Source organism: Rhizobium sp. KNZ14-9A, from assembly GCF_056755015.1.
In genome coordinates this window covers 136875-149061 of the sequence record NZ_JBPGXB010000001.1, presented here as the reverse complement: position 1 = coordinate 149061, position 12187 = coordinate 136875, and the positions used below count along the sequence as shown (strand labels likewise).

The 12187-nt window shown below is 60.7% G+C and carries 9 protein-coding genes and 2 pseudogenes; 1 reads left to right on the top strand and 10 read right to left on the bottom strand.

Features of this window, described 5'->3' with window-relative positions:
- Positions 1-7: 7 nt before the first annotated feature.
- The 6 genes from ACR9ZQ_RS00690 to ACR9ZQ_RS00665 form a co-directional block, all read right to left on the bottom strand.
- Positions 8-871 (bottom strand): serine hydrolase, encoded by an 864-nt coding sequence (locus tag ACR9ZQ_RS00690; protein WP_481426559.1) that lies wholly within the window; start codon positions 869-871, stop codon positions 8-10.
- A 1-nt stretch (position 872) separates the two neighbouring features.
- Entirely contained in the window at positions 873-2501 is a 1629-nt protein-coding gene (locus ACR9ZQ_RS00685; protein WP_481426558.1) for an ABC transporter ATP-binding protein, read from the bottom strand.
- Positions 2498-3316 (bottom strand): ABC transporter permease, encoded by an 819-nt coding sequence (locus ACR9ZQ_RS00680; RefSeq protein WP_481426557.1) that lies wholly within the window; start codon positions 3314-3316, stop codon positions 2498-2500. The genes ACR9ZQ_RS00685 and ACR9ZQ_RS00680 overlap by 4 nt, the downstream gene beginning before the upstream one ends.
- Positions 3313-4257 carry an ABC transporter permease gene (locus tag ACR9ZQ_RS00675; protein ID WP_481426556.1) on the bottom strand — a complete coding sequence of 315 codons (945 nt, stop codon included), beginning with the start codon at positions 4255-4257 and terminating at the stop codon, positions 3313-3315. Before ACR9ZQ_RS00675 ends, ACR9ZQ_RS00680 begins: the two co-directional genes overlap by 4 nt.
- Positions 4258-4435: 178 nt before the next feature.
- Complete coding sequence (locus ACR9ZQ_RS00670; protein ID WP_481426555.1) at positions 4436-5341, bottom strand: LysR family transcriptional regulator; 906 nt, start codon at positions 5339-5341, stop codon at positions 4436-4438.
- A 31-nt stretch (positions 5342-5372) separates the two neighbouring features.
- Complete coding sequence (locus tag ACR9ZQ_RS00665) at positions 5373-6278, bottom strand: LysR family transcriptional regulator (RefSeq protein WP_481426554.1); 906 nt, start codon at positions 6276-6278, stop codon at positions 5373-5375.
- 107 nt (positions 6279-6385) lie between these two features.
- On the opposite strand from ACR9ZQ_RS00665, the gene ACR9ZQ_RS00660 reads away from it, so the two are divergent.
- The gene (locus ACR9ZQ_RS00660) at positions 6386-7750 is read left to right on the top strand and encodes an MmgE/PrpD family protein (protein WP_481426553.1); all 1365 of its coding nucleotides are present in this window, start codon (positions 6386-6388) and stop codon (positions 7748-7750) included.
- Between the two features lie 66 nt (positions 7751-7816).
- Here the strand turns inward: ACR9ZQ_RS00660 and ACR9ZQ_RS00655 are convergent.
- The 4 genes and pseudogenes from ACR9ZQ_RS00655 to lhpH form a co-directional block, all read right to left on the bottom strand.
- Positions 7817-8605, bottom strand: a pseudogene (locus tag ACR9ZQ_RS00655) (sigma 54-interacting transcriptional regulator); the annotation flags it as partial.
- A 60-nt stretch (positions 8606-8665) separates the two neighbouring features.
- Positions 8666-9714: pseudogene (locus ACR9ZQ_RS00650) on the bottom strand (IS110 family RNA-guided transposase).
- A 187-nt stretch (positions 9715-9901) separates the two neighbouring features.
- Complete coding sequence (locus tag ACR9ZQ_RS00645; protein WP_481426552.1) at positions 9902-11131, bottom strand: metal-dependent hydrolase family protein; 1230 nt, start codon at positions 11129-11131, stop codon at positions 9902-9904.
- A gap of 42 nt (positions 11132-11173) precedes the next feature.
- Positions 11174-12187, bottom strand: a complete 1014-nt coding sequence (lhpH, locus tag ACR9ZQ_RS00640) for a trans-3-hydroxy-L-proline dehydratase (protein WP_481426551.1) — start codon at positions 12185-12187, stop codon at positions 11174-11176.

The window sequence follows — 12187 nt, the reverse complement described above, 5'->3', positions numbered from 1 at the left end:
TTCATCTTTATCTGGAAAATCCGTCCCAGCAGGCGCGCGACAGCCTGCCGATGGTTTCGAGCGACATCGTGTAGCCCGGCGTGCCATCCGCCATCACCTGGGGCACTTCGTCGGTGAAAGCGGAGATGATGTAAAACGGCGCGCCGTCGCGATAGACGATGCCGGCATTCATGCGGCCACGCTTGCCCGTGCCGCCCTTATGCGCGACGACCGTGCCGAACGGCAAACGCGAGGGAATGGCGTAGCGCAGGATCTGGTTCTTCAGCGTCTGGAGCGCATAGGCCGCTAGCTCCTGCGAGATGCCGAGCTTTTGGATCATTTCTGCTGAGCTCTGCGCCACGAGGATCATCTGCAGCAGCGCAGTCTGGTCGCGCGCCGTCGTCGTCGTCACCGATTTCAGCGTGTGATCGGCCGGCAAAGCGAGTGGCGGAATGAGGAAGCGGTGATGGGTTCCCGAAAGGCCGATCGACTTGCAGTAGGCATCGACCTCCTCCAGTGTCAACCGCTCGAACACCATCTTGGTGCAGACATTGTCGCTCAGCACCATCATGCCGGTGATCGCATCACGCAGCGAAATGACGATACCCGGCGTCAGGTAGCGGAACATGCCACTTGCCACTTCCTCGGCAAAGCGCGCCTCGTAGGTGATCGCCTCGTCGAGATCGAGACGACCGTCCTCGGCAGCCTTCAGGGCCGCCATCATGATCGAGGTTTTTCGCGTGCTGGCAGACGGCGTCTCCTCGTCTGCACCGCGTTCGATCGTCTCGCCGGTCAGAAGGTTGCGGACCGAAAACCGCGTCACGAACGGCTGTGCGTCGCAGATTTCCGCGAGCGCCTCGGCAACTGGTTTGGCATTCGAAATCGCATCCACGTCAGTTCTCCAGGCGCCATTTCAGTGTCACGCCGCCCTTTTCGTTCTGATCGAGGGCGGGAATGGCCGAGAGAAGCCGGCGCGTATAGGCCTCTTTCGGCTGGTCGAAGATCGTATCGCGGTCGCCCTCCTCGATGATCCGGCCGTCCTGCATGACGACGACCCGATCGGCCACCTGTTCGACGACGCCGAGATCGTGGCTGATGAACAGGCAGGAAAAGCCGTAGCGCTTCTGCAGATCCGAAAAGAGGTCGAGAACCTGTGCCCGCACCGTGACATCAAGGGCAGACACCGGCTCGTCGGCGATCAGGAAGCGGGGCCGGCGCGCGACGGGGCGGGCAATCGCCACACGCTGGCGCTGGCCGCCCGAAAGTTCGTGCGGATAACGCTGGGCGTAATCGGCACCGAGCCCGACTTCTTCCAGCGTCTCCAGTGCGCGCTTGCGTTTGGCAGCCGCGTCGAGGCCCGGCACCAGCCGCAGGGCTTCCTCGACGAGGGCCAGAATGGTCATGCGCGGATCGAGCGAGGAATAGGGATCCTGAAACACCATCTGGCAGTTCAGACGGTAATCGGTCCAGTCCGCGTCGCGGGTGCGGCCCTGGAAGCGGATCTCGCCTTCGCTTTCCCGGACGAGGCCGGCAATCGTGCGTCCAAGCGTGGTCTTGCCGGAACCGGACCCCCCGACCAGCGCCACGACCTCGCCTTCACGGATCTCGATGCTGACGCCATGCAGGGCGCGCTTCGGCTTTGCCGTCTTGAACAGCGAATTGCGGCCCGGGTAATCGACGACGATATTCTGCGCCGAGACCATCGGCGCCTTTGCCGTTTCGATCACACGCGCAGCACCGCGGAAGGGCAGCGAAGAGAGGAGCTTTTTCGTATAGGGATGTTGCGGCGCATCGAGCAGATCCTCGGTGCGGCCCTGTTCGACGATCGTGCCCTTTTCCATGACGACGATACGGCTCGTGTAACGTGCGACCATTGGCAAGTCGTGGCTGATCAGAAGCACGGCCGTGCCTTCGGCCCGCGTCAGCTCGACCATCAGTTCCATGACGTCGCGCTGGATGACGGCATCAAGCGCTGTCGTCGGTTCATCGGCGATCAGCAGCGCCGGTTTGAGCAGCATGACGGAGGCAAGCATGATGCGCTGGCGCATGCCGCCGGAAAATTCGTGCGGATAGGCGGTAAGCGCGCCCTCGGGATCGCGGATGCCGACACGCCGGAGCATGTCGAGAATGCGGGTCCGGCGCTCTTCCGGCGAAAGCTTCGTGTGAAGGACAAGCCCCTCCTCCAGCTGCCGGCCGATCGTCATCGACGGATTGAGCGAAGTCATCGGCTCCTGGAAGACGACGCCGATCTCGGCACCACGCAGACGGCGCAGCGCCCGATCCGGCATGGACATGACATCCTTGCCTTTGTAGGTGACCGACCCGCCGGTGACGCGGATCGCCGGTGGCAGGAGCGAGATCAGGGCGCGGGTCGCCAGCGTCTTGCCCGAGCCGCTTTCACCGACAATGCCGAAGATCTCGCCGGGAGCGATGTCGAAGCTGATGCCTTTGACTACCTGATGGCCTGTCCCTGCGACTTCGAGCGACAGGTCGCGAACGGTGATGAGCGGTTCGTTGGTCATTTCAGGCCCCTCATGCGCGGGTCGAGCTTGTCGCGGAGCGCGTCACCCAGAAGATTGATGCCGAGCAGCGTCAGCGCGATGCAGAGGCCGGGGAAAAGGCCGAGCCAGACAGCTTGCTGGATGAGCGGGCGGCCCGCCGCCAGCATATTGCCCCAGGTCGGCGCCGGTGGCGGAACTCCGAGGCCGAGGAAGGACAGCGCGCTTTCCGAGAGGATGGCCCAGCCGAACATGGAGGTGGCGAGCACGGTGATCGGCGCAAGGCAGTTGGGCAGGACATGCCGGAACATCGTATAGAGCTCGCCATTGCCCATGACCCGCGAGGCTTCGATGAATTCCCGCTCGCGCAGGGACAGGACCGCTCCACGCACGACACGCGCCATGGAGGGCGTATAGGCAATGCCGAGCGCGAAGATGATGCCGTACTGATTGGCACCGAACACCGCGAGCAGTCCGAGCGCCAGAAGGATGCCGGGAAAGGCGAGAAGCGCGTTGTTGACCGCCATGATCACGCCATCCACCCAGCCGCGGGCATAACCGCTGACGAGGCCGATCAGCGTGCCGAAGAGCGTGGCGAAGAACACCGTCAGGGTGCCGATCCAGACGCTGGCGCGGGCGCCGATCATCAGGCGGCTCAGCACGTCACGGCCGAATTCGTCGGTGCCGAGCAAGTGCTGGGCACTCGGCGCGGCAAGGCGCGCCGTGAAGGAGAGTTTCATCGGATCGAAGGGCGTCCAGACGAGACCGATCGTGGCGGTGATGAGCAGGACCGCGACGAGAATGCCGCCGATCAGCCCGTTGAGAGCAAACTTTTTCATTCGGCCACCACGCGCGGATCGAACAGGGGATAGAGCAGGTCGATGACGAGATTGACCAAGACATAGGACAGCGACACGAACAGCAGGCATCCCTGGATCACCGGGTAATCGCGCGCAAAAATGCTGTCGACCATCAGCCGGCCGAGGCCTGGAATGGTGAACACCGTCTCGATGACCGCAATGCCGCCGAGCAAGTTGCCGAGGATCAGGCCGATCATCGTCCAGGTCGGGCCAAAGGCATTCTTGAACGTGTGACGCCAGAGGACAGCGCCTTCGGAAAGCCCCTTGGCACGGGCATGGGTGATATAGTCGAGACGCAGCACTTCCAGCGTCGAGGCCCGCGCCATGCGGATCAGCACACCCATTTCGTGGATGACGAGCGTCATCACCGGCAACGCGAGATAGAGAAGGCCACCCGCTAGATTGTCGCCGATCGAGACATAACCGAGGACCGGCAGCCAGCCGAGCGAAAGGCCGAAAAACAGGAGCAGCAGCAGGCCGAGCCAGAAGGTCGGGATCGACAGAAGCACCGTTGCCGTGCCGACCAGCGCAAGATCGGTCAGGCTGTTCTGCTTCCAGGCGGCGATGACACCGGCCGGCACCGCAATCAGGCTCGCCAGCAGAACCGCAAACACAACAATCTCGGCGCTGACAAGAAAGCGCGACGCGACGAGCGGCAAAACCTCCTCGCCATTCACGATCGACTTGCCGAAATCCCCTTGTAGGACATTGCCGGCCCAGATGACAAATTGCTGCGGCAGGGACTGGTCGAGGCCGAGCTCGGTGCGCATGGCGGCGATCTGGTCGGGCTGCGCCATGTCGCCAAGCATCAGCGCTGCGGGATCACCGGGAATGAAGCGGATCAGCGCAAAGACCGTCACGGAGACGAGCGCGATCGTCGGAAGCGCCATCAGAAGACGGCTCAGGATGAATCTCAGCATTTTATCCCCACGATTGGCGCCCGCTTTTCCCTCGGACACCATCGGTTTCGTTGAATGAGACTATGATGGTTTGAAGAAAGGCGCGCAATATTATGCAGTTTCGTCATATGTCTATGCAGAGTCCGCAGCCGTGACGGGCAAGGACCGTACCGTGAATCAGAACACCATACTCACGATATCAAACGGCTTTTTGCGAAAGCAGTATCTGCTTTTTCAAGGCATCGCTGAGCCCCTGCGCGGCAATGGACAAGGGAACGCCGCTTGCACGCGCCAAGCCGAATTCCTGTTTCGAACGGGGCAGGAAGGGCCGCTGCACGACCGGCAGGTCGCGGTAGAGATTGGCATAAAAGCTGCTGATGATCGTCACGCCGAGACCATGGGCGACATAGGAACAGGCCGAGCTGTTCGTATGGGTCTCGATCTTGACCATCTGTTTGACGCCCGCACGCTTGAACGCCTGATCCAGCGCCATGCGGTTCGGCCGCTGGCGGCCGATCAGGATCAGCGGCACGTTGCGCAAATCCTTGACGGTGATTTCTTCGAGTTCGGCCAGCGGATGATCCTGCGGTACGACGCAGACACTTTCCCCGGTCGCCACCCTGTCGATTTCGATGCCCGGCCCGCTCTCGCCCTCCATGCGCAAAAAGCCGATATCGATGACGCGTTCCTCGACCAGCCGGTTGATCGCCGTCGTCGTTTCGAAAAAAGTTTCGATGCGGACGCCGGGAAAATCGCGGATGTAATCGATCAGCATGGCGGGCGCGAAATTTTCCCACATGCTGCTCGGTAGGCCGATCCGGACGATTTCCGGCCCCAGTGCGCCGTTGCGCAAATCCTCGGCGTGACCGGCCATGCGCTCGACGGCGAGCAGTACGTTTTCTGCATCCCGCGCCAAAACGGCCGCTTCCGGCGTCGCGATCAGCCGTCCCCGGTCGCGCACGAAAAGCGAGATCGAAAGATCGCTTTCCAGCTGTTGCAGCATGCGGCTGACGCCGGACTGGCTGAGCCCCATCGCCTTTGCAGTCGCGATCGTCGAGCCGGTCGCAAGAAGCGTGCGCAGGACTTCTAGCTGCCTGATGTTCATTGCCCGCTCGCCCCCATTTCAAATCTCGCCCTCATGACCAGCCGGCGATGTTTTCGAGAAACAGGGCAGCGGTCTTCGAGCGCGAATGTTTTTCGCCGCTGATCAGGCAATAGGTCACCGGCAGATCGGGCTCAAGCGCCAAGAAGCGCAGCGGCTTGTGGGCATATTCCCGTGCGATCAGCTCGCCGACCAGTGCGATCCCCAGTCCCTCCGCGGCCAGGGCGCAGGCGCTCGCCACCGAATGGGCTTCCAGCAAGGGTCGCTGCCGGATTCCATGCTGATAGAATAGCGCCTCGATCTGGTGACGAACCGGCCTTTCGCGGTTGAGCACGATGAGATCGTGGCCCTTCAGCTCGGCGATCGTCAACGACGGGCGACCGGCAAGGGGGTGATCTTCATGCAGGGCGCAGACGATCCGTGACGGCAAGAGCCGCTCCTGCTTCAGGCCAGGCGTGGCAAGCGGCAGGCGCGCAAAACCGATATCGGCCTCGCCATCGGCCACCATGCGCTCGATCGCAAGATAGCTTCCCGAGGCAAGTTCGACGCGAACCGGACCGTTCGCGACCAGAAAATCGCGGATCATCTTTGGCGCCCGCGTGGATGACAGGCTGCCCGGAAATGCGATCCTCAGAAGCATGTCGCGCGACCGGCCGTTCTCCAGCTCGATCGCCGTCGTCTTCAAGGCCCGCAGACGATCCGATATGGCGCGGATTTCCGGCCCGAGCTGCAGGCCCTCGCGGGTGGCGGCAAGACGGTTCTTGTCGCGCTCGAAAAGGCGAACCCCGAGATAATCTTCCAGCTGCTGCAGGAGTTGACTTGCATTCGACTGGGAAATGCCGAGTTCGAGCGCGGCCGCGACCGTGGAGCCAGTGGCAGCGATCGCGTCATATGCCTCGATATGCTTCAGGCTAATCGCCGCGCTTGTCGCTTTCACCATGGACTGCATCACCTTCGCTAGACCTATCCGGAAACCGCATAAGATTGCGGTTCGATCCGGCTTCGAACATTTTGCGCTCAAGCAATCGCAGCGAGAGACATTCGTCAATGACCGGCATTCTTCTTAATATCGCAGGCGCGCTTTCCCGGCGGGCAACATTTTCGACTTCGGCGCGGAAGAAGGCCGCAGATGCCGTTATCGATACGCTCGGATGCATGATCGCCGGCGCCGAGGACAACAGCGTTATCGCGGTGACCGAGGCGTTTCCAAGTGCAGGTGCAGGAGGGAGTAGCGTGCTGGTGACTGGAGGGCATTCAACGCCTTCGATCGCCGCATTGGTCAACGGGACAGCCGCCCATGCACTTGATTTCGACGACAATTTTCACCCGGCGCGGGCGCATGCATCTGCCGTTCTGGTTCCCGCGCTCATGGCCGTCACGACGGCCGACCGCGCTGTCAGCGGCATTCAATTCCTCGACGCCTATTTGGTCGGGTTGGAGGCCCAGGCCGCTGTCGGCTACGGCGTCAATCCATCCCATTACAACAGGGGCTGGCACGGCACGTCGACCGTCGGCGCGATCGGCGCGGCTGCCGGCGTGGCGCATCTTCTCGGGGCTGGCATCGATGGAATGGCGCAGGCGATGAGCCTTGCGACATCGATGGCGGGCGGGCCGAAAGGTCAGTTCGGAACACTCGCCAAACCGATCCATGCAGGCCTCGCCGCCCGCAACGCGGTCGAGGCGGCGATGCTGGCGCTATCGGGAGTCGCGGGCCGTCTCGACATTCTGGAACGGCCACAGGGCTTTCTCGACCTATTCGGCGGTGACGAGGCACGGGGCTGGTCGGATTGGCAGCCTGACGAGACGCCTGTCATAGAAAGCCGCGGCCTCGTCACGAAACTTCATCCGTGCTGCGCCTCGACACATCGGGCGATCGATGCGCTTCTAGATCTCGTCCAGGAGCACGCGCTTGACCCTGAGGACATCGCAGCGATCGACACCAAGGTCGGCATTTCAGCCGTGAAAAACCTTGCCTACCCCTCTCCTGCAGATTCGATGCAGGCGCGTTTCTCGATGCAATATTGCCTAGCGACCGCGCTGGAGAAAGGCTCACTTTCGCTTGCGGATTTCACAGCGGCTGCACTCGAAAATCCCGGCCGTCAGGCCCTGATGCAGAGGATCAGCATGCACGCCTACACGGCCGAAGAGGAGCGTGGGCACGAACGTCTTCCACACATCGTCACCCTGTCGTTAAGAAATGGCGACGTGCTTCAGAAGACACGGCTGCATGCCAATGGCGCGATGGAGATGCCGCTCACTTCCGAGCAGAAGCGAATAAAATTCGCCAACTGCCTGTCATGGCGGCAGATGAGCTATAAACATGCGGGATTTGATCAACTTGGTGACCTCTCTCGGGTCGATTCAGTCGACTCATTATTAAGCGTCTGCTTCTCCGCGACAGCAACTGATTAGGCGCTATTCAGATCGCTGCTCTTGAATGGGCTCGAACCGCCGACCCGCTTATTTCCGTCTCGGATGTCACTTCTTAAGGTCCTCGAACCGGAGATCGAAACGCGCGAGATACTTCGACAAGCGATCTGCATCATTGCTGCTCTTCTTCTCCAGGCGCGAGTTCGCGAATAGGGCTCTGCCGGCAGCGCTTGCCGTTGGGTGTTCTCGACAGGTGTGAAGGACGGTGGCAAGTTGCGCTGTGTCAAAACTGTCGAGGCGAGCGGCAACTTCGGCGCCCAGCAATTCAATGATGATTGCGTCGGCTGCTTGATCGTCATTTGCTGTGCGCCAAAAGGCCTTCAGTCTTCTGACTTCGTCATCAACAACTTCGGTCGTGATGCGCCCATGCGGCGCGAGTGTCGCCATACGCGTCACCGAAGCCGACAGATCACGGAAGTTGGCGCTCCAAACGGCTTGTGGGCCGGTCGCAAAGGCAAGATAGCGTTCGCGCGCTTCCTTGTTGAAGGTGACGTTTTCGCCTTCACGTTCCAGATAGCGCTTGAGCTCGAAGTCGAGATTGGGCTCGATGTCTTCCTTGCGCTCGCGGAGAGCCGGCAGCTGGAATGTCCAGAGGTTCAGGCGGGCATAGAGATCTTCGCGGAACCTGCCTTTATGGACGTCCTCGCCGAGATCGCGATTCGTGCCGGCAAGCAGTTGAAAGTCTGCGGACGCCTCCCGGTCTGCCCCCATCGGCAGAAACCTCTTCTCCTCGATCGCGCGCAGGCACATAGCCTGTTCATCAAGGCCGAGTTCGCCGATCTCGTCGAGAAACCGCACGCCCTTGTCGGCGGACTTGAGCAGGCCGGCGCATCGGCCGATCCATCGGGATCGAGTTGCTGCCTTCACTTACCCCTTTCGCCTCAACTTCGAACGGCCTCAGCTATTTGTGGGCTGAACCGCTCTCAGATCGTTGATTTCCTTAAATTCGCCGCCTCGCGTCATGATCGACCACGCGATGCGAGCTATCTTATTAGCAAGAGCGACGGCTGCGACCTTTGGCGGTCGACGCCTCAACAAGCCACCGATCCATCCTGTGCCACTACCTCCGTCGCGACGAATGTAGCGTAAAACAGAGGTTGCGCCGAGCACCATAATTGCCGGATATATGGATTTCCCTGCTTGCTGATGCGGCCAAGCCGAGCCTTGCCTCCGGAGGAGTTCTGTCGCGGCACCAAGCCGAGCCAAGCGGCAAAATGTCTCCCTGACTTAAAGGCCTGCGGATCGGGGACAATCGACGACAGGGCCGAGGCCGTGACAAAACCCACTCCAGGTATGGTTTCCAGTCGGTTCGATAGATCATTCTTGTAATGCCAGGAGATCAGCTTCTTTTCAATTGCCTGAAGGCGTTGCGCCAGGTCGCAAACTAACTTCGCCAGCGCCTCAAGGGCGAACCGGGCAAGCTCCGGCAAATCTGATCGCTCACCTTCCGCAAGCTTCCGTACGACGCGGACCATCTGGCTAGTTCCCACACCAATCGAAATGCCGAGTTCGGCAAGATGGGCCTGGATCGAATGCAGAAGCATCGTGCGTTGCTTGATGAGCAGAGCTCTTGAACGGTGCAACATCGCCGCTGACTGCTGCTCTACGGATTTCACCGGCACGAAACGCATTGTCGGCCGCGTCACTGCTTCACAGATCGCCTCAGCGTCCGCGGCGTCATTTTTCTGCCTTTTGACGTAAGGCTTCACATAGGCTGGCGGCATCAGCCGCACGTCATGACCGAGAGCCGAAAGCTCGCGGGCCCAATAATGAGCCGTTCCGCAAGCCTCGATGCCGATGAGGCAAGGCGGCACCTGTGCGAAGAATTTCAGCATCTGCTGGCGACGCAACTGTCGCCGCACAACTACATTGCCACCGACATCAATCGCATGAACCTGAAACACCGATTTCGCTATATCGATGCCAACAGTAGAGATCTCTTCCATTCGAACGCTCCCGGTTTGTCCATCCTAACCGATGCCATTCTAGCACCGGGGGAGCGGCAGCCTTCCATCCCATCGATTTCGGACTGCTCTTGTTCTGACCCCATTAAATGCCAAACATGGCTAAAACAGCTGCATTCTCACGTTTAAATGCCAAGCGACAGGATACCAATCTTCGACCACTGCTCGATTAAAGCTGGTTCTTGAAAATTTTCCCATGCTTCATGATAAGTTTGATGTTGTCTCCCCGTTTTGTGAAAACGCTTGCATCAAGGGTAGGATCACCGTCGACAATGAGAATGTCGGCGTAGGCATTCGGTCGAATCACGCCGATGCAGCCATCCATCATCATCATCTGGGCGTTGACGCTGGTAGCCGACATCAACGTCTCCGCGGGGTCCTCCACTTTGGCCCGCAGTGTGAACTCCTCGCCTTGGTATTCGTGCAGATCGATACCGAGAAGATCGGTGCCGAAGCCGATGCGGACGCCGGCCTTGCGGGCAATGGATAGGCCGGTCAGCCCCTGATCCCGAACCTGGGAGATCTTCCTCATGCTGTTGGTTGAGAACCCGTATTTGTCAGCGAACTGGGTCAAGATATCTGAAGCGACCAATGTCGGAACAAGATAGGCTCCCTCGCGCCTCATGAGATCGGCTGTCGGTTCGTCGATGAGGTTTCCGTGTTCGATGGTACGGCCGCCGGCCTTCACCACCGCCGCAATGGAACGCGGCGTGTAGGCATGCGCCATGACATAGGTATTCCAGGCGCGCGCCTCCTCAACGATGGCCCGCAGTTCCTCGTCGGAATACTGGAGGTTCTCGATCGGGTCCGTAACCGACGCCGCACCACCCGACGCCATGACCTTGATGAAATGCGCGCCTTTGCGAAGCTCGTCACGAGCAGCCTCGCGGACCTCCGATATACCGTCAGCGATCCGCGCGATAGAGCTGCCGACCTTGTTGTTGGTCTTTTCGCCCGGACCAAGCAGGACTGAGCGCATGTCGCCGTGGCCGCCCGTCTGGCTCAAGGCAAGGCCGGAAATGACGAGCCGCGGCCCGGCGATGAACCCTTGTTCGACGGCCTGGACAAGGCCTGTATCGGCGCCGCCGCCATCGCGAACGGTCGTGAACCCACGCTGCAGCATGCCTTCCATAATATAGCGCGCCTGCGTGAAGACGAACGACGGCCAGAATTTTCCGGCACTCAAATCGACGCTGTTGGCGATGACATGCACATGTGCATCGATCAGGCCCGGCGTCAGGGTTCTGCCGCCGCAATCAATGATCAGTGTTCCTTCCGGCGCGGTCGGCGACGGCGAGACTTCACGAATGATGCCGTCGACCTCGAGAACCTGCAGACCATCGATCAACGTCTTCTGGAAGCCGTCAAATATGCGCGCGTTCGTGAACAGGGTAGCCATTGCAGGTCCATTTCTCCAGGAATGAGGGACGGTCCGACAGGGTCAGCGGACGAGAAAGCCGTGTTTCAGGGGATCGTCCCGGTCGAGGATCCAACTGCTCTGGCCATAGATGTATGCGCTGCCCGAAACCTCCGGCACGACCGCGTTGAAGCCCCCGACCGTCGTTTCGCGGAGCACTCTGCCCCGCATCACGGAACCGATGATGGATTCATTGACTAGCCAGCCATCCGCCGGCATGGCAGCCTGCGTGTGCAACAGCGCGACGCGTCCCGCCGTTCCTGATCCTGTGGGCGAACGGTCCACCTGGCGGTCGGCGAAGATGCAGCAGTTGGCCTGGGTCGATCCCTCCTTCGCCGGCACATTGTGGACGATCGTGCCGTAGATATGATTGAGCTCCGGTATATCGGGGTGGACGACCGGATAGACTTCGTTGGCCGCCTTCTTGACCTCCGCGCCGAATTGGATAAGCCGCTCGACATTACCGGGCCGGATATCCAGGCCGTGTGCGCGGCCATCCGTATAGAAATAGAAGGCGCCGCCGAAGGCGATGTCGCCTACGACGAGGCCGAAACTCTCGGTCGTGACACTGGCATTTGCCACATAAACGAAGGACGGAACGTTGACGAAGCGGACTGAGCGGGCCTGCCGGCCGTCCCATTCCACGAAGGCTTCGATGAAACCGCAGGGCGCATCGATCCCAACGCGGGTTTCCGGCACGACCTGCGGCACCCATCCAAGCTCGACGGCGGCCGTTGCCAGCGCAATGACCCCGTGCCCGCAATGGTCGCTATAGCCTTCGTTGTGAACGAAGATGATGCCGAAATCAGCCCCATCGGTCACCGGTCCGGTCAGATATCCGGCATACATATCCGCGTGGCCCCGCGGCTCGAAGATTAGCGCTTGCCGCACCTTGTCGAGGTTTTCTTGCACCCACGCCCGGCGCTCGACGATCGTCCTGCCCGGAAAACGCGGCAGGCCATTCGTCACGATCCGGAACGGTTCTCCGCCGGTATGGACTTCCACCGTCGAAATCATCCGCTCTATGTTCATGCTCAT

Excerpts from the sequence above, each read along its gene's own strand:
- ACR9ZQ_RS00645 (WP_481426552.1), bottom strand. The coding sequence starts at position 11,131 with ATGGCTACCCTGTTCACGAACGCGCGCATATTTGACGGCTTCCAGAAG.
- ACR9ZQ_RS00685 (WP_481426558.1), bottom strand. The coding sequence starts at position 2,501 with ATGACCAACGAACCGCTCATCACCGTTCGCGACCTGTCGCTCGAAGTC.
- ACR9ZQ_RS00680 (WP_481426557.1), bottom strand. The coding sequence starts at position 3,316 with ATGAAAAAGTTTGCTCTCAACGGGCTGATCGGCGGCATTCTCGTCGCG.
- ACR9ZQ_RS00660 (WP_481426553.1), top strand. The coding sequence starts at position 6,386 with ATGACCGGCATTCTTCTTAATATCGCAGGCGCGCTTTCCCGGCGGGCA.
- ACR9ZQ_RS00675 (WP_481426556.1), bottom strand. The coding sequence starts at position 4,257 with ATGCTGAGATTCATCCTGAGCCGTCTTCTGATGGCGCTTCCGACGATC.
- lhpH (WP_481426551.1), bottom strand. The coding sequence starts at position 12,187 with ATGAGCATGAACATAGAGCGGATGATTTCGACGGTGGAAGTCCATACC.
- ACR9ZQ_RS00670 (WP_481426555.1), bottom strand. The coding sequence starts at position 5,341 with ATGAACATCAGGCAGCTAGAAGTCCTGCGCACGCTTCTTGCGACCGGC.
- ACR9ZQ_RS00665 (WP_481426554.1), bottom strand. The coding sequence starts at position 6,278 with ATGGTGAAAGCGACAAGCGCGGCGATTAGCCTGAAGCATATCGAGGCA.